Origin of the sequence: Pseudomonas marginalis, from assembly GCF_024169655.1 — a bacterium.
Taxonomy (GTDB): Bacteria; Pseudomonadota; Gammaproteobacteria; order Pseudomonadales; family Pseudomonadaceae; genus Aquipseudomonas; species Aquipseudomonas paraveronii.
The window spans coordinates 527,541-546,307 of sequence record NZ_JALJWV010000001.1; the positions used below are offsets into that span (position 1 = coordinate 527,541).

Here is an 18,767-nt window from a genome sequence, read left to right on the forward strand (position 1 = left end):
TAAGTGGGTACGGGGCTAATGCTACTCTCGATAAGTCGATATAAAAGTTCATAAACACAATGGTAATAATCAACGGAATTGATTGTTCCCGTAGGAGGCTCTAAGTCGGACCTCTCAAGCCCGCGGTATTGCACCGTACTGGGTATTTTCGACACGTACCTGGGTATCAATGGTGCACTGGCGTAGAAAAAATCTGTCGAGTCGGTCAGAAAAATGTGGTTTTTCTGGCAAAACGTCGATCGGGTTAAACCCCGAGGTGGTTTGCCAGTCCTAGCTGTATAAGCTGTCTTAAGGGCTGTGACTCGGCCAGTCGTATTCAGGAGTTCTGTGCAATGACGCGCACTCGTAAAATCGTCGCTTGGTGCTGCGCCAGCATCGTTCTGTCAATCGTCGTGGCGGTGGTGTTTTTGCTGTTCTTCGACTGGAACCGCATCAAACCGCCGCTCAATGCCAAGGTCTCCGAAGAGCTGCATCGCCCGTTTGCCATCAATGGCAACCTGGCGGTGGTGTGGCGCCGTGAACTGGACGAGGGCGGCTGGCGTGCCTGGGTGCCATGGCCCCATGTGATCGCCGAAGACCTGAGCCTGGGCAACCCCGAGTGGTCGAAAAAACCGCAAATGGTCACGCTCAAGCGTGTGGAGCTGCGTATCTCGCCGTTGGCCTTGCTGGTGCAACGCGTGGTGATCCCGCGCATCGACCTCACCGAGCCGAGCGCCGAGTTGCAGCGCCTGGCCGATGGACGTGCCAACTGGGTATTCACATTCGATCCCAAGGACCCCAACGCTGAGCCCTCCAACTGGGTGGTGGAGATCGGCGCCATCGGCTTCGACAAGGGCCACGTGACGCTCGACGACCAGCCCCTCAAAACCCAGCTGGACGTGATCATCGACCCGCTGGGCAAACCCATTCCGTTTGGCGAAATCGTCGGCGATGCCGATGCCAAAAAAGTCTTGGAAAAAGGCGCGGCCCCCCAGGACTACGCGTTCGGTCTTAAGGTCAAAGGCCAGTACCACGGCCAGAAACTCGACGGTAGCGGCAAGATCGGCGGCCTGCTCGCCTTGCAGGACGCGGCCAAGCCGTTCCCGCTGCAAGCCCAGGTGAACATCGCCGACACCCGCATCGCCCTGGCCGGCACCCTGACCGACCCGCTCAATCTCGGCGCCCTGGACCTGCGCTTGAAACTCGCAGGCGCAAGCCTGGGTAACCTGTACCCGCTGACCGGTGTCACCCTGCCGGACTCACCGGCCTACTCCACCGACGGGCACCTGACCGCCCAACTGCGCCAAGCCAGCGGCGCGACGTTCCGCTACGAAAACTTCAACGGCAAGATCGGCGCCAGCGATATCCGCGGCAACCTGGCCTACGTCGCCAGCCAGCCACGCCCCAAACTCAGCGGCGCGCTGGTGTCCAACCAACTGTTGATGGCCGACCTTGCACCCTTGATTGGCGCTGATTCCAACGCCAAGCAAAAGGCCCGTGGCGGGATGAGTAAACAGCCGGCGACCAAAGTACTGCCGGTGGAAGCGTTCCGCACCGAGCGCTGGCGTGACATGGATGCCGACGTCGAATTCACCGGCAAACGCATCGTCCACAGCGCCGACTTACCCTTCACCGACCTCTACACGCACGTGGTGCTGACGGATGGCGAACTGAGCCTGCAACCCCTGCGGTTCGGCGTGGCTGGCGGCAAGCTCGATGCGCAGATTCGCCTGAACGGGCGCGTCACGCCAATGGAAGGCCGCGCCAAATTGACTGCGCGCAACTTCCAGCTCAAACAGTTGTTCCCGACCTTCGAACCGATGAAAACCAGCTTTGGCCAACTCAACGGCGATGCGGATATTGCCGGGCGCGGCAACTCGGTGGCGGCGTTGCTGGGCTCGGCCAACGGCGACCTGAAGATGCTGATCAACGACGGCGCCATCAGCCGGGGCCTGATGGAAATCGTCGGGCTCAACGTGGGCAACTACGTCGTCGGACGTTTGTTTGGCGACAAGGAAGTGAAGATCAACTGCGCGGCGGCGGACTTCGGCATCAAGACCGGGCTCGCGACCACACGCTTGTTTGTGTTCGACACCGAGAACGCCATCATCTACATCGATGGCACGGCGAACATGGCCTCGGAGCAGCTTGACCTGACCATCACCCCGGAGTCGAAAGGCTTCCGCCTGTTCTCCCTGCGCTCACCGCTGTATGTGAACGGTCCGTTCATCAAACCGAATGCCGGCGTGAAAGCCGTCCCCCTGGCACTGCGCGGCGCTGGCATGGTCGCGCTGGGGATCATCGCCGGCCCGGCCGCCGGGTTGCTGGCACTGGTCGCGCCGAGCGGGGACGTGCCCAACCAGTGCGCGCCGTTGTTGCAGCAGATGAGGGAAGGCAAGGCGCCGAAGACTGTGAAAGGCTAACTGACCCGACGGAGATGAAAAAAATGGTAGCGGGTTTGCTCGCGATAGCGTTGCGTGCGTCAGTCAATTTATCCGCTGACGGACACTCTACAATCGCACGCAAGCCCGCTACCACAGGGGGATTTCGGCACTTTTTGCAGCGGCTTATAGGCTTTCGAGAATATCCGCCATGTCATCCGCATGCTCTTCTTCCTGAGCCAGGATTTCTTCAAACAGGCGGCGAGTGGTCGGGTCTTTATCACCGATGTACTGGATGATTTCGCGATAGCTGTCGACCGCAATCCGCTCGGCGACGAGGTCTTCGTAGACCATTTCCTTCAAATTGTTGCCGGCCACGTATTGCGCGTGGGAGTTCTTTGACAGCAGGTCCGGGTTGAATTCGGGCTCGCCACCCAACTGCACGATACGTTCGGCGAGTTTGTCGGCGTGTTCGCCTTCCTGGGTCGCATGTTCGAGGAATTCTTCCGCGGCGATCTGCGCTTTCACGCCGCTGGCCATGAAGTAGTGGCGCTTGTAGCGCAGCACGCACACCAGTTCAGTGGCCAGCGAGGCGTTGAGCAGGCGAATGATCTCTTCGCGGTCGGCGCTGTAGCCTTCGGTCACGGCGCCGTTTTCGACGTTCTGGCGGGCGCGTTGGCGCAGGGTCGCAACGTCAGTCAAGTGTGCTTCGGTCATCTCAATCTCCTGGGGCTAATCCGGTTTTACGCCACGCTCTGTCGGCGTGATCGCTCCAAGTTGTGAGTCATGCGCAACGCAAAAAGTTTTATTGGATTTACCGGCAGGTGTCATCAGCGCGTCGCCGGATTGGGTTAGCCTGCTCGCATCCTTTCTTGATCAAGGACGTTCGCTTCATGTCGCAGTCGTTAGCCACGCGTTACCCCTTGGTGCTGGTGCCGGGCATGCTGGGGTTTGTGCGCCTGGGGTTGTTTCCTTACTGGTATGGCATCGTCCCGGCGCTGCGGGCGGGTGGGGCGCAGGTGTTTGCGGTGCAGGTGGCGCCGCTCGATTCGAGCGAGGTGCGCGGTGCGCAGTTGCTGGTGCAGGTCGAGCGGATTCGCCGCGAAACCGGCGCCGACAAGGTCAACCTGATCGGCCATAGCCAGGGCGCGCTCACCGCGCGTTATGCCGCCGCCAAGCGCCCGGACTGGATCGCGTCGGTGACGTCGGTGGCCGGGCCCAATCACGGCTCGGAGCTGGCGGATTATTTCCATACCCATTACCCGATGGACAGCGTCAAAGGCCGGATCGTCAGCGCGCTGTTTCATCTGGTCGCCGCCGTCATGAGCCTGCTCGAAACCGGCTACCGTGGCCCGCGCTTCAAGGCGGACCTGCACGCCTCGCACCAGTCGCTGACCAGTGCGGGGGTGGCGTTGTTTAATCGTGAATATCCCCAGGGATTGCCGCAGACGTGGGGCGGGCAGGGCGCCGCAGAGGTGAATGGCGTGCGCTATTACTCGTGGTCCGGCACCTTGCAACCGGGTAAGACCGATCGCGGGCGCAACCTGTTCGATGGCACGAATCGCAGTTGTCGCCTGTTCGCCCGCAGCTTCGTGCGTGAGAAGGGCCAGTGCGATGGCATGGTCGGACGCTACAGCTCACACCTGGGCACGGTGATCGGCGATGACTACGCCCTCGACCATTTCGATATCGTCAACCAGTCGCTGGGGTTGGTGGGCAAGGGGGCGGAGCCGATCCGCTTGTTCGTCGAGCATGCGCAGCGGCTCAAGGCGGCCGGGGTGTAGCAGGTGCACCGCGTTATCGTTCATCGGGGGCAAGCCCCCTCCCACATTGGACCGCGTTCGCCCTGGCGCCTCGGTCAACTGTGGGAGGGGGCTTGCCCCCGATAGCGATAGCTCAGGCAACGCCCAGCTTACGCCCGACCGGCGTGGTCCAGCGCTCCGACAAAATCACCCCGCCCAACGTCAACAGCCCGCCCACCAGGTGATACAGCGCCAACTCTTCCTTCAACACCAGGGCCGCGATCAGTGCGGTAATCAGCGGCAGCAGGTTGAAAAACAACGTGGTGCGGCTCGGCCCCAGGGTTTTCACCGAGTGCATCCAGGCCAACGGCGCGAGCATTGAGGCCAGCAGGCAGGCGTACAGCACCAACGGGATATTCGCCCAGCCCAGCCCGGCTTTTGCCGAAAACAGGAACAGCGGAAACAGCACCACCACCGCCACCAGCACCTGCAAATACAGCAACACCAACGGCGGCAGGCGCAGCTGCCATTTTTTCAACAGGGTGCTATAGACCGCGTAGGCCAGGGTGGCGACCAGCATCATCGCGTCGCCCAGGTTGACCCCGTGTTGCAGCAACGCGCCCAGGCTACCGGACGACACCACCACCACCACGCCGGCGAACGACAGCACCGCGCCGCTCAGTGCACCAAACGTCAGGCGTTGGCCGAGGCTGATGATCGCCGCCGTCAACGCCATCAATGGCATCAGCGACAGGATGATGCCCATGTTGGTGGCGCTGGTCAGCGACGCGGCGTAATAGGCCAGGCTTTGATACACCGCCATGCCCAGCACGCCGAGGATAAAAATCTTGCCCAGGTTCGGGCGGATGACCGGCCAATGGGCAATCACCGGCTTGAGCATGAACGGGGTAAACAGCAGCGCCGCCAACAACCAGCGGTAGAAGCCGATTTCAGCAGGGAAGATCGAACCCACGGCCAGTTTGTTGACCACGGTGTTGCCGGCCCAGATGAAAATGGCCAGCAGGGGATACGCGTATTGCATTGAAAGCAACCCAGTGTGTTGATGAGACGGGATTATCCCCTGTCTGGATCGAAGCCTATACTGCGATCCAGACAAACGACCTCTGAATCCAGACAACATGCCCAGACACACCGTCCGCCTTGCGGATTTTCCCAGCCTGCCGAGCCCGGTGTACTTCCGTTACTCCGATTTTGCCCCGAACACCGAATGCACTCCGCACCGGCACTTCTGGGGTTCGTTGGATTATTCGGCGAGCGGGGTGATGCGCATGGAAGTGGCCGGCAGTCGCTTTATGTCGCCGCCGCAGTACGCGGTGTGGATACCGCCGGACACCGAGCACAGTTCCTACAATGCCCAGGCCATTGTCTACCGCTCGGTGGGCCTTGCCCCGCCGTTGTGCGCGCAACTGCCCAAGCAGCCTTGTACCTTGGCGATCAGCGATATCCTCAAGGCGATCCTCAGCGACTTCGCCCAACGTGATGTCAACATCCCCCACACCGAAGCCGATATCCGCCTGGCCCAGGTGCTGGTGGACCAGCTCAAGCAAGCCCCGATCCACGATGGTTTCCTGCCCTACGCGCGCCAATCCGGGCTGCTCGGCGTGCTCGAAGGCATGCAGGCCGAACCGGGGGATAACCGCCCCCTGGCGCAATGGGCCGAGCAGGTGCATGTGAGCGAACGCACCCTGGCCCGCCAGTTTGTGCGCGAACTGGGCATGAGCTTCGGCGAATGGCGCCAGCGCCTGCGCTACCTGGCAGCGATCGAAGCCCTCGACAGCCCGCGCAGCGTGCAACAGGTGGCCTTCGACCTCGGCTACAGCACTGCCTCGGCGTTTATCGCCATGTTCCAGCGCCACGCCGGCTGTACCCCGGAGCAGTACCGACGGGCGAACATTCGCGGCCGGTGAATATGTAACAGGGTTTGGCTACACTCGTCGGTAGGCCGTGCCCTCCGGCACGGTAACAGGGAGAAAACTCCATGAAGATGCTGCGAATTCCGTTGTTGATGATGGGCCTGATGCTGTGTTCCCAAGGCTTTGCCGCTACCGCCCAGCAAAATAAAATGACCACCTGCAATGCCGAGGCCACCACCAAGACGCTCAAGGGCGACGAGCGCAAGGCCTTCATGAAAACCTGCCTGTCGGCGCCGGCGGCCAATGACGCGAAGACATTGACCCCGCAGCAGCAGAAGATGAAGGATTGCAATGCGTCGGCGAAAACCAAGGCGCTGACTGGCGACGCACGCAAGACGTTCATGAGCACCTGCCTCAAAGGCTGATTGCGATTTCGCGGCCGCTGAAGATCAAATGTGTGAGGCTGGCTTGCCTGCGATAGCGCGCCAGCTCCCACACTTGATCGCATTCACCACCGATCCCCTCGCTTGATTCCCCCAAGGCTGGCAGACTGCCCATCCTTTAACGCCGTTCGTTTTGAGGCTGTATGCCAACGTTTTCTCAGCGTCACGTGTTGTTGCTGGCCAGTTACATCATCATTTTCGGCGGGTTACTGCTGGTTCTGCCGCTGAAGTTACTGCCCAGCCTGCTGGCCGGTCTGTTGGTGTTTGAACTGGTCAACATGCTTACCCCTCAACTGCAACGGCTGATCGAAGGTCGGCGTGCGCGCTGGCTCGCCGTCGCCTTGCTCGGCACCTTGATCGTCAGCGTGTTGGCCCTGATCTTTGCCGGCGCGATCAGCTTCCTGCTCCACGAAGCGGAAAACCCCGGGGCCTCCCTCGACAAATTCATGGGCGTGGTCGACCGCGCGCGCGGCCAGTTGCCGCCGTTCCTCGACGCCTACCTGCCCGCCAGCGCCGCCGAATTCCGGGTGGCCATTGGCGACTGGATCAGCAAACACCTGAGCGACCTGCAACTGGTGGGCAAAGATGCCGCCCACATGTTCGTCACCCTGCTGATCGGCATGGTGCTCGGCGCGATCATCGCGCTGCAGCGCATCCCTGACCTGACCAAGCGCAAACCCCTGGCCGCCGCGCTGTTCGATCGTCTGCACCTGTTGGTCCAGGCGTTTCGCAACATCGTCTTTGCACAGATCAAGATCGCCGCCCTCAACACCGTGTTTACCGCCGTGTTCCTCGCGGTGGTGCTGCCGCTGTGCGGGATTCACCTGCCGCTGACCAAAACCCTGATCGTGCTGACCTTCCTGCTCGGCCTGCTGCCGGTGATCGGCAACCTGATGTCCAACACCCTGATCACCATCGTCGCGCTGTCGCTGTCGATCTGGGTGGCGGTGGCGGCGCTGGGGTATTTGATCGTGATCCACAAGGTCGAGTACTTCCTCAATGCGCGGATCGTCGGCGGGCAGATCAGTGCCAAATCCTGGGAGTTGTTGTTGGCGATGCTGGTGTTCGAGGCCGCGTTCGGCCTGCCGGGCGTGGTGGCGGGGCCGATTTACTACGCGTATTTGAAGAGTGAGCTGAAGCTCGGCGGGATGGTTTGAATGTGGAAGGGGCGATGTGTCAGTCAATATTCCTGGTGACTGACCCACTGCAATCGGGGGCAAGCCCCCTCCCACATTTTGATTTTCAGTGCCAGTGAGTTGGGGGGCAGATCAGCTGCCGTAACGCTTACTGGCCTCAATCGCCAACCCACTACCGATACTGCCGAAGATATTCCCTTCCACATGCCGCGCATTCGGCAGCATCGCCGAGATGCTGTGGCGCAGCGCCGGAATGCCGCTGGAACCGCCGGTAAAGAACACCGTGTCCACCTGCGCCACATCCACCGACGCGTCGGCGAGCAATTGGGTGACGCTGTTACGCACGCGCTCCAGCAGCGCATCGATGGCCGACTCGAACAACGCACGGCTCAGGTCCACGCTCAACCCTGGCTCCACCCGGTCGAGCAGCACATGGCGGCTGTCTTCGTGGGTCAGCTGGATCTTGGTTTCTTCCACTTCCATCGCCAACCAGTGCCCGGCCCGCTGTTCGATCAGTTTGAACAGGCGGTCGATGCCGCCGGTGTCTTCGATGTCGTAGCGCATGCTGCCCAACGCCAGCTGGGATTTTTGCGAGTACACCGAGTTGATGGTGTGCCAAGTGGCCAGGTTCATGTGATGGCTGGTGGGCATGTACGCGCCGCTTTTCATGCGGCTGCCGTAGCCGAACAGCGGCATCATGCCGGCCAGCGAGAGCTGTTTGTCGAAGTCGGTACCGCCGATGTGCACGCCGCCGGTGGCGAGGATGTCGTCGTGGCGGTTGTCGTTGTGACGACGGTCCGGCGACAGGCGCACCAGCGAGAAGTCCGAGGTACCGCCGCCGATGTCGACAATCAGCACCAGCTCTTCTTTTTCGATGGTGGACTCGTAGTCGAAGGCCGCGGCAATCGGTTCGTACTGGAACGAGATGTCCTTGAAACCGATCTTGCGTGCCACGTCGACCAAGGTGTTTTCGGCTTCCTGGTCGGCCATCGGGTCGTCATCGACGAAGAACACCGGGCGACCCAGCACCACTTCTTCGAACTCGCGGCCGGCGGCGGTTTCGGCACGGCTCTTGAGTTGGCCGATAAACAGCGCCAGCAAGTCGGTGAACGGCATCGCGGTGCCCAGCACGCTGGTGTCATGCTTGATCAGCTTGGAACCCAGCAGGCTCTTGAGCGAGCGCATCAGCCGGCCTTCGTAGTTCTCCAGGTATTCGTGCAGCGCCAGGCGACCGTAGACCGGGCGGCGCTCCTCGAAGTTGAAGAACACCACCGACGGCAAGGTGATTTTGTCGTCCTCCAGCGCGATAAGCGTTTCCATGCCGGGGCGAATCCAGCCGACGGTGGAGTTGGACGTGCCAAAGTCGATGCCGCAGGCACGGGCTGGGGATGGGTTTTTCATGTCTATCGGGTTCCGGTTGAAAAACGGCCGCGCAGTGTATGCCACCCGCGTGCAGATGCGTAGGCCGACGATCTGTTAAATAGCCGGCGCCGCGCCTTGAAAGGCCAGCGTTTGCCCCCAACTTGTCCCGCATACCGTCGGTGGCTGCAAGATTATTCATGCGGTGCCGATAAACTACTAGACGCAGCCATCGGCTTGGGATTGAGTTCAGTCAATCCAAACGCTGCAAACCGGCGCATGCTGTGCCCTTGGCTGTGCGATATCGATGACGGAGGGTGACCCCCCAGATGGACTTTAAAGACTATTACAAGATCCTTGGCGTGGAGCCGACGGCGGACGACAAGGCGATCAAGACCGCCTATCGCAAGCTGGCGCGCAAATATCACCCGGACGTGAGCAAGGAAAAAGACGCCGAAGCCAAGTTCAAGGACGCGTCTGAAGCCTATGAAGCGCTGAAAAGCGCCGACAAGCGCGCCGAGTACGACGAGTTGCGCAAATACGGTCAGCATGGCCAGCCGTTCCAGGGGCCACCGGGCTGGCAGAGCCGTGGCGGCTACAGTGGCGGCGAGGATCAGGGGGATTTTTCGGACTTCTTCAGCTCGATCTTCGGCGCCCGTGGCGACGGCTTCGGCGGCGGTCAGCGCCGCAGTACCGGGCGCAAAGGCCAGGACGTGGAGATGCAACTGTCGGTGTTTCTTGAAGAGACGCTGTCCACCGAGTCCAAGCAGATCAGCTTCCAGGTACCGCAATACGACGCTTCGGGCCGGCATGTCAGCAACACCGTCAAGAGCCTGAACGTGAAGATCCCCTCCGGGGTCACCGACGGGGAGCGCATCCGCCTCAAAGGCCAGGGCGCGCCGGGCATTGGCGGTGGGGCCAACGGTGATCTGTACCTGATCGTCAAGTTTGCGCCGCACCCAAAATTCGAGGTTGAAGGCGAAAACCTGGTGATCAGCGTGCCGGTGGCGCCGTGGGAACTGGCGTTGGGCACCGAAGTTGCCGTGCCGACCCTGACCGGCAAGATCAACCTCAAGGTCCCGGCCGGCAGCCAGAACGGCCAGCGCATGCGCGCCAAGGGCCATGGCCTGATGAACAAGGGCGGGCAGCGCGGTTATCTGTTCATCCAACTGAAAGTGGTGATGCCCAAAGAGGCCAGCGAGGAAGTGCTCGGGTTGTGGAAGGCACTGGCCGACAGCGCCGCCTTCGATCCGCGCAAAGGCTGGAACAACTGATCCACCCGGGCAACTGTCTTGCATAGTTAGGCCCAGGCCCGTGGGGGCCATGAATAAGCTGCTCATTTTCACAATGAGGTACTTTTCATGGCCCACGCTCAAGCCCCGCTCCCTCCGGGAGACCAGGGGCAGCACTACGCAACGCTCGCCAGCCTGATTCCGCAGGCACTCGTCAAAGCCTCCCCACACAACCGCGCTGCGCTGCGCCAGCTCAGCCCTGAGCTGCCTGGCTGGTACATCTCGACCAGCCTGCAGCAAAAAGACACGCTCAAGACCTTCATCGACGCCAGCTGGAACTCATTGAGCCAATGGGAAGCGCAGATGGCGAAGCTGCAGACGGTCACGGAGTTCGCCCAACCGTTGTTGGAAGCCGCATTAAAAGACGCCGGTTACACGCTGGATGTGCAGCAAACGTATCTGCTGCTGTATGTCCCGGCAGAAGACGCCTTCGGTCGGCAAACGGGCGGGTTCAAGACCAAGACGTTTTCCCTGCTGCAAGCGGCGCTGAACAACTTTGAAGCGCCGGAAGCGGCGCCCGGCTTTTTCAACAGTGCTTCAGGTTTCATCTCCCGGCCCGATGATGACACCGGTCGTTTTGAGCGGGTCGCTACCGCGCTTCCCATCGATACGTTTGTCACGCTCTGCCGTGAGCTGGACCTGGGCGCTCAGTACCAGGCCTACCTCAATGGTCACCTGCGCTCGGGCAATGTGATCGATGATGCGTTGTTGCGCCTGCGCTTTACCACGTGGAAAAAAGACGCCCTCAAGGTGGAGGCGCACCTCGCGTTGCTCAAGGGGGATATCGGCGCCGATGATTTTGCGTTGCTGTTGAGAGTGGCCAACGGCGAGAAAGACATCCGGATTGGCGACAAACAGATCTGGTACAGCACGCCGTGCCTGATGCACCTGCGGCTTCAAGGCTGTTTGCTCATCGAACCGAGCGTGATCCGGCGTTATGGCACCTGGTTTATCGCCTGGTTTCCCGACGATCCGGTCCAGCCGATCAAGCGCTATGAGTCGTTTGCCGAATTCCGCCAGGACATGACGGACCGCCTGACCCACGGCACGCAAGACGACGACCGATCCAAGGGCATCGAACCCACGCAATACCAGGTGTTTTTCAGCCGTTTCGTCGCCAAAAAGGACCGCCCCTATTACTTTCGCCGGTTGACTGAGCTGGTCAAAGACGCGCCACAACAGTCTTGGGCGGTGCAGTGGATGCGCTCGGAGCGTGGGCAGTTCTGGTCAAAACTGCTCGCCCCGACGCCGTTCACCCAGGTGCTGGGTGACCCCGCCCATACCGTTCGAATCCCCATCAAAGGCCCGAATCTGGATATCAACAGCGACCCGATCAAGGGGCTCTGGAGCGTTATCGACCTGTGGGACGAACTCTACGAAAGCCAACTCGAGCGTTTGCTCGACGATGGGCTCGCCGACGCGATTACGACCGCGCACACCGATGCCGCCAACCGCTCCCGCCGTTGGTCGCACTACCTGGGCCTGGGCATGTTGGTGTTGAACACGGTCTCGATGGTGGTGCCGCCGTTGGGGTATGCGATGCTGGCGGTCACGGCCGCGCAGTTGTTGCATGAAGTATTTGACGGGGTGCATGAGCTGAGCACGGGCGACCGCGAGGCCGGCTGGTTGCACTTGGGCGATGTGTTGGAAAGCCTGGTGATGCTCGGTGCGGGCGCGGTGGTGTTCCACTTTACCGTCTCGCCGTTTATCGAAGGCCTGAAGCTGGTCAAGTTGCCCGACGGCAAAGTTCGGCTGTGGAAGCCGGACTTGAAACCCTATGTGCGCAACATCAACATCGCCACCGACTCGCAGCCCTCGGCCGAAGGGTTGCACACCTACGGTCGCGACCAGATCCTGTTGCTGGAAGGCCAACCCCTGGAGCTGAAAAAGGACCCGTACCCCGGCAAATATCGCATTCAACACCCGCGCCGCCCCGATGCCTACCAGCCTGAGATCCGCCACAACGGTTCCGGTGGCTGGCGCCATGAAGTGGAGCAGCCGCGGGGTTGGCGACAACCACGCCTGATGCGACGTCTGGGGCCGTCCATGGACGCCTTCGAGGACATCGAACTGGAGCAGATTCGCACGGTCTGTGACGTGGATGACGATGCGCTGCGCCGTGTGCATAGCGAGAGCGAGGCGCCGCCCGCCGTGCTCCTCGACACGGCCAGCCAGTTTCAGGCCTATGCCGATGCGGTGACGGTAAGCGAGCTGATCCGCAGCGGCAACCTGTCCAGCCCGCTGGCCCAGTATGCCGTGCCGTTGACGGTCGAACTGCCCGGCTGGCCGGCGGCGTGGGCTATCGAGGTGGTCGAAGGTTCGGGCGCGGCGGCCAAGCGCGTGCGTTATGCGCCTGTGGGGCCGCCAGCGACGCAGGTGATCAACCTCGACATGGCCGACCTGATGGCCGGCAAACTGCCCGAGCGGGTCGTCCAGGCGCTCAGTCGCGAGCAGGTGGCGCACATCCTGCGTCAGTTCTTTCAGTACATTCCCGAAGACAACAGCGCACGCGTGACGCTGGTGCAGTCGGCCCTGGCCGATTTTGCGGTCGGGCAACGCGCGCGGTTGTTCAATAGCTTATACGCCGGCCAGGCGCCCGCCGCCGACTCGGCGCTGCAAGTGCTGCAGCGGGATTTCAAAGGGTTGTCGAACGCCATGGGCCGCGAGCTGCTCGATACTGCGCCCGCAGCTGCGCTGGCCAGCCTCAAAAACACCGGCAAGCTGCCGCTGGCGCTGGCCCGGCAGGCGCGCGGCATGCAGCGCCAGATGCGCCTGGTGCGCGCTTATCAAGGCTTATACCTGGAGGCGCTGGCCGGCCCGGACACCGAGACACTGGTGCTCAACACCCTCGAAACGCTGCCCGGCTGGCAAGACGACTTGCGCCTGGAGGTGCGCGAACATGACTATGACGGCACATTGCGCGCCAGTTTCGGCCCCATCGATGCGAGCAGCCGCAAGGTGCTGGTATGGGTTGCCCGAGGTCGCTATCAGCCGTTCGATGAAGAAGCCAACGCACTGTCCGGCATCAACAGTTTCTATGGGGCGATCCAGCATGCGCTGACCGATGGGCATCGCGCCTCCCTGGGCCTGCCGCACGTCGCGCAGGGCCAGCAGCTGAAGGCGCTGATCCAGCGATATGCCTTGCCCCGGCCGCAATTGCGCCGTTTGTTGCATATCCTGCCCGAGAGCCGGCCGTTCTTCCTCGCGCCCAGCGTTTTGCCCGGCAATCGCCGTGGGTATCCGTTGAGCGGTCGAGGCGTGGGCCTGGGCGACTGGGATCGCATCATTGAGGAGCGCTTGCGCACGTTGTACCCGGACTTTACCGACGAGGAGGTGATCGCGTTGCGTGCGGCCAACGATCCCTACAGCGATCAGTGGCTCAAGGCGCTGGAGCGCGAGTACAAGGTGCTGGATGCCGCGCTGCAAACCTGGATGAGTCAGCCGATCGAAGGCGTGGGCGAGTTCGGCAGCCAGGCCTATCGCGAACAGTTGCTCAGGCGCAGCGAGATTGTCCGCGCCCTCAAGGATGCCTGGCGCCGCATCGGGCCGCGGCATTACGACGAGAGCGGGCGCTACCTGGGGCAGAAAATCGAACTGGCGGACAAACCGCTTCAGCAGCAACTGCTGAGCCTGCCCGCGCTGAGTGCCAACTTTGAGCATGTCAGCGGGCTGGGTCTGTCCAACTCCGGTTTCAGCGATGCGAACGTGTCGTTCCTGGCGCACTTTCGCGCCTTGCACACCCTGGATATCGCCGCGTGCGAGTTGACCCGATTGCCGCCGCAGATCACGCAGATGGCGCGTCTTCAGGAACTGGAAATGGCGGAGAACCATATCGTTCTGGATGCCGATGCGGTCGCGCGGTTGCGCTCGATGCGGCATTTACGGACGCTCTGGTTGGACGGCAATCCGCTGGGGCTCGCGCCCGATATCAGCCAGATGCACGAGCTGCGCCTGCTGTGGCTGGGCGGCACTGGCCTGACCGACTGGCCGCCGGGCCTGCTTGAAGTGCCACGGCCGCGTTCGTTCCTGCTGGACTTGAGCGCCAACCCCATCGAGCGCATACCCGCTGTGGCGCTGGGTTCGGAGCATGCCGGTGTGCTTGCCCGCACGCGTGTTGACCCGTCACGCCTGACGCCTGAGGTGAGCCGCACGCTCAGGGGCTATATGGAATCCGTCGGTATTGACCCGGATCGGCGTCTCCCGCCGGCCGGCACGCAGGACAGCGCGCACTGGATGGCCGGTTTGACGCAGGACGAATGGCTGGCCAAGCAGCCGGTCTGGGATGCACTGGAAGGCGCGCGCGGTTCGGAGCCGTTTTTTGATGAGATCAGAAAGTTATCGGAGTCGTCCGATGCGCTTCTGGCGCCCTACAAGGTCGAGCTGACGAGCAAAGTCTGGCGCATGCTGGAGGCCGCCGACGCCGAACCCCGGCTGCGCGAAAAGCTGTTCCAGATGGCCACGGCGCCGACCACCTGCGTCGACGCCGGGGCGCAGTTGTTCAATGCCATGGGGGTCGAGGTGATGCAGTGGGAAGCCCACGCGGCAGGGCGTCCGGAATGGGTCCTGCTTGAACTGCTGGACCTGGCCAAGGGCAAGTGCCGGTTGGACGAAGTGGGCCGGATCGCCCGCGCCCGCGTGGAGGCGCTGCGCGCGCAGGGCCGGCGTTTTCCGCTCTATGACGAAGACGGGCATCTGCTCACCCAGTACGATGAACGCGGCAACCCGGTACGCACGCTGGATGAAGTCGAGATCCATCTGGCGTTCGTCACCGGGCTCGCCCAACGGCTGGACCTGCCTTGGCAATCGCGCAGCATGCGCTTCGACGAACCGGATGTGACGCCCCAGATGCTCGATGACGCCTATGAGCGCGTCACGCGCCTGGAAGAGGGCGACCTGCTCCGCGAGCAACTGATCGAACAGGACTTCTGGCGCAACTACCTGGAAGCCACCCACGCCGAGGCGTTCGAGGTGGTGCTCAACAAGAGCCGGGCCTTGGATGACCTGCTGGAGGCGCAGACGGCCTGGGCCAGCAATGGCAACCTGTCGGACATGCAAAAGGCCGCGCAACGAAGAATCATCGAAAGCACGGCCCGCACCCTGGGCAAGCCCGCCAGCGAAGTCGCCCCCGGCCTGGTGATGAGTGACGCGCGATACTACGCAGACATCGCCGTGTTGGCCGAGGAAAGTAAAAACATCCTGCGCCGCCTCTGCGACCAGGCGATGGGGCGCAGTGTCGATTGATCATGCGGGGTGCAACGCAACCCTGAAAACCTCGGTTTTCAGGGTTGAATCACCGGCGCTAAAACAAGAAATAGCGCTGCGCCATCGGCAGCACATCCGCCGGCTCGCACCACAGCAACACGCCGTCGGCCTTGACCTGATAGGTCTGTGGGTCCACGTCGATGTGCGGCAGGTAGTCGTTGTGGATCAGGTCGGTTTTCTGCACATTGCGACAGCCCTTGACCACCGCGATCTGCTTCTTCAAACCCAAGGCTTGCGGTAAGCCGGCATCCTCGGCGGCCTGGCTGATAAAGGTCAGGCTGGTGGCGTGCAGGGCGCTGCCGAAGCTGGCGAACATCGGCCGGTAGTGGACCGGCTGCGGCGTGGGAATCGAGGCGTTGGCGTCGCCCATCAGGCTTGAGGCAATCGCGCCGCCCTTGAGGATCAGGGTTGGCTTGATGCCGAAGAACGCCGGACGCCACAGCACCAGATCAGCCCATTTGCCGACTTCGATGGAGCCGACGATATGGCTGATGCCATGGGTGATCGCCGGGTTGATGGTGTACTTGGCGATGTAGCGCTTGGCGCGGAAGTTATCGTTGCCAGGGCCGTCGCCGGGCAGGGCGCCGCGCTGTTTTTTCATCTTGTCGGCGGTTTGCCAGGTGCGCGTGATCACTTCGCCGACGCGGCCCATGGCCTGGCTGTCGGAGCTGATCATCGAGAACGCGCCGAGGTCGTGCAGGATGTCTTCGGCGGCGATGGTCTCGCGGCGGATGCGGCTTTCGGCGAAGGCCACGTCTTCGGCGATGCTCGGGTCGAGGTGATGGCAGACCATCAGCATGTCGAGGTGTTCGTCGATGGTGTTGCGCGTGAATGGCCGCGTCGGGTTGGTCGAGCTGGGCAGCACGTTGGCGAAGCCGCAGGCCTTGATGATGTCCGGCGCGTGGCCGCCGCCGGCGCCTTCGGTGTGGTAGGTGTGGATGGTGCGGCCCTTGAGCGCGGCCAGCGTGGTTTCGACGAAGCCGGATTCGTTGAGGGTGTCGCTGTGGATCGCCACCTGCACATCGTATTGGTCGGCGACGTTCAGGCAGTTGTCGATGCTCGCGGGCGTGGTGCCCCAGTCTTCGTGCAGCTTCAAACCGATGGCGCCGGCCTTGACCTGCTCGATCAACGGCTCGGGCAAACTGGCGTTGCCCTTGCCGGTGAAACCGATGTTCATCGGGAACGCGTCGCTGGCCTGCAGCATGCGCGCCAGGTGCCACGGGCCGGAGGTGCAGGTCGTCGCGTTAGTGCCGGTGGCCGGGCCGGTGCCGCCGCCGATCAGGGTGGTAACGCCGCTGGTCAGCGCCTCTTCGATCTGCTGCGGGCAGATGAAATGCACGTGGGAGTCGATGCCGCCGGCGGTGAGGATCATGCCTTCACCGGCGATCACTTCGGTGCTGGCGCCGATGGCCATGGTCACGCCGGGCTGGATGTCCGGGTTGCCGGCTTTGCCGATGGCGTGGATGCGGCCGTTCTTGAGGCCGACGTCGGCCTTGACGATGCCCCAGTGATCGATGATCAGTGCGTTGGTGATCAGGGTGTCGACCACTTCATGGGCGAGCAACTGGCTCTGGCCCTGGCCATCGCGGATCACTTTGCCGCCGCCGAATTTCACTTCTTCGCCATAGACGGTGAAGTCTTGTTCGACTTCGACGAACAGCTCGGTGTCGGCCAGGCGGACCTTGTCACCGACGGTGGGGCCGTACATGTCGGCGTAGGCTTGGCGGCTGATTTTCATGTGTGGTTGCCCTGAAAAAATGTGTTGAATGTGAAATCGCTATCGGGGGCAAGCCCCCCCCCACTTTTTGACTGTATTCACAAATCAAACTGTGTGAACCCAATCCAATGTGGGAGGGGCTTGCCCCCCCACCTTTTGGCTGTATTCACAAATCAAACTGTGTGAACCCGATCCAATGTGGGAGGGGGCTTGCCCCCGATGAGGCCCTAAAGGTCGCCCATGATCCGCCCGGCAAACCCAAACACCCGCCGCCCTCCGCCGAAATCGACCAACTCAACTTCGCGACTCTGCCCTGGCTCAAACCGCACCGCCGTGCCCGCCGGGATATTCAGGCGCATGCCGCGGCTCAGCGCACGGTCGAAGGTCAGCGCGTCGTTGGTTTCGAAAAAGTGATAGTGCGAGCCCACCTGGATCGGCCGGTCGCCGCTGTTGGCCACGCTCAGGCTGACGGTGCGGCGGCCGACGTTGAGTTCGATGTCGCCAGGCTGGATCTGAAATTCACCAGGAATCATGCAGGTTGCCCCAGGGTCTTGTAGTAGATGGCGGTCGGGCTGTAACGCCCGTCCGGGCTTTGGCAGTAATCGGGCAGTTCACCCACCTTGGTGTAGCGCAGCGCCTGGTAGAAGGCTTCGGCCTCGGAGCCGGCTTCGGTGTCCAGGTACAGCAGGCCGCGCTTGTGTTGGCGCGCGGCGAGTTCCAGGGCGTGCATCAACTGGTGGCCCAGGCCGTGGCGGCGGGCGCTGCTGTGGACCAGCAGTTTTTGCACTTCGGCGCGGTTCAGACCGTTGGCTTTCTGGCACAGCGCCAGTTGCACGCTGGCAATCACGCGCTCGTCGCGCACCACCACCCACAGCAACAGGCTGGCGTCTTCGATGCTCGCTTGCACGCTGTGCAAATACGCGCGGGCCTGGGCCTCATCGAAGTCGGCCATGAAGCCGATCGACGCGCCGTGCCTGACCGCATCCAGCAACAGCTCGATCAAGCCCTGGCGATAGTGGGCAAAACTTTCAGCATTGACTCGACGCAGTTGCGCGGCGTTCATCGATCTCACTCCTGGGGCGGTTCGGCGCCCGGATTCAAGGTCAGTTGCATAAAGGTCAGATCGAGCCAGCGGCCGAATTTGATGCCCACTTGCGGCATCTGCCCGGTGGTGCTGAAACCCAGGCGCTCATGCAGGCGGAGCGAGGCCTTGTTGCCGCTTTCAATGGCCGCGACCATCACGTGTTTGCCGCCGGCGCGGGCGCGTTCGATCAGGGTTTGCATCAGGCGTGGGCCGAGGCCTTTGCCACGCTGATCGTTGCGCACGTACACCGAGTGCTCGACGCTGTAGCGAAAACCTTCGAAGGGGCGCCAGTCGCCGAACGAGGCGTAGCCCGTCACTTCGTGGTTTTCCACCGCGACCAGGATCGGGTAGCGCTGCGCCTGGCGCGCACTGAACCAGGCCAGGCGGTTAGCCAGGTCCACTGGCTGTTCGTTCCAGATCGCCGTGGTGTTCAGCACCGCGTCGTTGTAGATGTCGCGGATCGCTGGCAGATCGTGCTCGGTTGCATCACGGATCATG

The 18,767-nt window shown here is 62.2% G+C and carries 14 protein-coding genes; 7 read left to right on the forward strand and 7 right to left on the reverse strand.

Translation table 11 applies throughout. The features are described 5' to 3' along the window. Positions 1 to 332: 332 nt before the first annotated feature. Complete coding sequence (locus J2Y83_RS02235) at positions 333 to 2,402, forward strand: AsmA family protein (protein WP_253393164.1); 2,070 nt, start codon at positions 333 to 335, stop codon at positions 2,400 to 2,402. A 144-nt stretch (positions 2,403 to 2,546) separates the two neighbouring features. Here J2Y83_RS02235 and J2Y83_RS02240 read toward each other — a convergent pair whose 3' ends face one another. Beyond that, entirely contained in the window at positions 2,547 to 3,077 is a 531-nt protein-coding gene (locus J2Y83_RS02240; RefSeq protein ID WP_253393165.1) for a ferritin-like domain-containing protein, read from the reverse strand. A 176-nt stretch (positions 3,078 to 3,253) separates the two neighbouring features. On the opposite strand from J2Y83_RS02240, the gene J2Y83_RS02245 reads away from it, so the two are divergent. After that, positions 3,254 to 4,144 carry an esterase/lipase family protein gene (locus tag J2Y83_RS02245; protein WP_253393166.1) on the forward strand — a complete coding sequence of 297 codons (891 nt, stop codon included), beginning with the start codon at positions 3,254 to 3,256 and terminating at the stop codon, positions 4,142 to 4,144. 112 nt (positions 4,145 to 4,256) lie between these two features. Here J2Y83_RS02245 and J2Y83_RS02250 read toward each other — a convergent pair whose 3' ends face one another. Continuing rightward, complete coding sequence (locus J2Y83_RS02250) at positions 4,257 to 5,144, reverse strand: DMT family transporter (RefSeq protein WP_253393167.1); 888 nt, start codon at positions 5,142 to 5,144, stop codon at positions 4,257 to 4,259. A gap of 97 nt (positions 5,145 to 5,241) precedes the next feature. Here J2Y83_RS02250 and J2Y83_RS02255 point away from each other — a divergent pair, with 97 nt between their 5' ends. The 3 genes from J2Y83_RS02255 (at position 5,242) to J2Y83_RS02265 (ending at position 7,576) form a co-directional block, all read left to right on the forward strand. Then, on the forward strand, positions 5,242 to 6,030 hold the full coding sequence (locus tag J2Y83_RS02255; protein WP_253393168.1) for an AraC family transcriptional regulator: 789 nt from the start codon (positions 5,242 to 5,244) through the stop codon (positions 6,028 to 6,030). Positions 6,031 to 6,101: 71 nt separating this feature from the next. Further along, positions 6,102 to 6,401, forward strand: a complete 300-nt coding sequence (locus J2Y83_RS02260) for a PsiF family protein (protein ID WP_253393169.1) — start codon at positions 6,102 to 6,104, stop codon at positions 6,399 to 6,401. A gap of 161 nt (positions 6,402 to 6,562) precedes the next feature. Next, positions 6,563 to 7,576, forward strand: coding sequence for an AI-2E family transporter (locus tag J2Y83_RS02265; protein WP_247400743.1), 1,014 nt, complete (start codon positions 6,563 to 6,565; stop codon positions 7,574 to 7,576). Positions 7,577 to 7,687: 111 nt separating this feature from the next. Here the strand turns inward: J2Y83_RS02265 and J2Y83_RS02270 are convergent, their stop codons facing one another. Next, complete coding sequence (locus J2Y83_RS02270) at positions 7,688 to 8,956, reverse strand: Hsp70 family protein (protein WP_253393170.1); 1,269 nt, start codon at positions 8,954 to 8,956, stop codon at positions 7,688 to 7,690. 287 nt (positions 8,957 to 9,243) lie between these two features. On the opposite strand from J2Y83_RS02270, the gene J2Y83_RS02275 reads away from it, so the two are divergent. Both J2Y83_RS02275 and J2Y83_RS02280 read left to right on the forward strand, forming a co-directional pair. Then, positions 9,244 to 10,188 (forward strand): DnaJ C-terminal domain-containing protein, encoded by a 945-nt coding sequence (locus tag J2Y83_RS02275; RefSeq protein WP_253393171.1) that lies wholly within the window; start codon positions 9,244 to 9,246, stop codon positions 10,186 to 10,188. A gap of 87 nt (positions 10,189 to 10,275) precedes the next feature. Further along, complete coding sequence (locus J2Y83_RS02280) at positions 10,276 to 15,447, forward strand: NEL-type E3 ubiquitin ligase domain-containing protein (RefSeq protein ID WP_253393172.1); 5,172 nt, start codon at positions 10,276 to 10,278, stop codon at positions 15,445 to 15,447. 58 nt (positions 15,448 to 15,505) lie between these two features. On the opposite strand, the gene ureC is transcribed toward J2Y83_RS02280, so the two are convergent. From ureC to J2Y83_RS02300, 4 genes are all read right to left on the reverse strand, one after another. After that, positions 15,506 to 17,206: an urease subunit alpha gene (gene ureC / locus J2Y83_RS02285; RefSeq protein WP_253393173.1), complete on the reverse strand. Its 1,701-nt coding sequence runs from the start codon at positions 17,204 to 17,206 to the stop codon at positions 15,506 to 15,508. Between the two features lie 206 nt (positions 17,207 to 17,412). Then, on the reverse strand, positions 17,413 to 17,718 hold the full coding sequence (locus J2Y83_RS02290; protein ID WP_017849702.1) for an urease subunit beta: 306 nt from the start codon (positions 17,716 to 17,718) through the stop codon (positions 17,413 to 17,415). Further along, positions 17,715 to 18,248, reverse strand: coding sequence for a GNAT family N-acetyltransferase (locus tag J2Y83_RS02295; protein WP_253393174.1), 534 nt, complete (start codon positions 18,246 to 18,248; stop codon positions 17,715 to 17,717). Before J2Y83_RS02295 ends, J2Y83_RS02290 begins: the two co-directional genes overlap by 4 nt. Before the next feature lie 5 nt (positions 18,249 to 18,253). Further along, entirely contained in the window at positions 18,254 to 18,766 is a 513-nt protein-coding gene (locus J2Y83_RS02300) for a GNAT family N-acetyltransferase (protein WP_253393175.1), read from the reverse strand. Position 18,767: the final 1 nt, after the last annotated feature.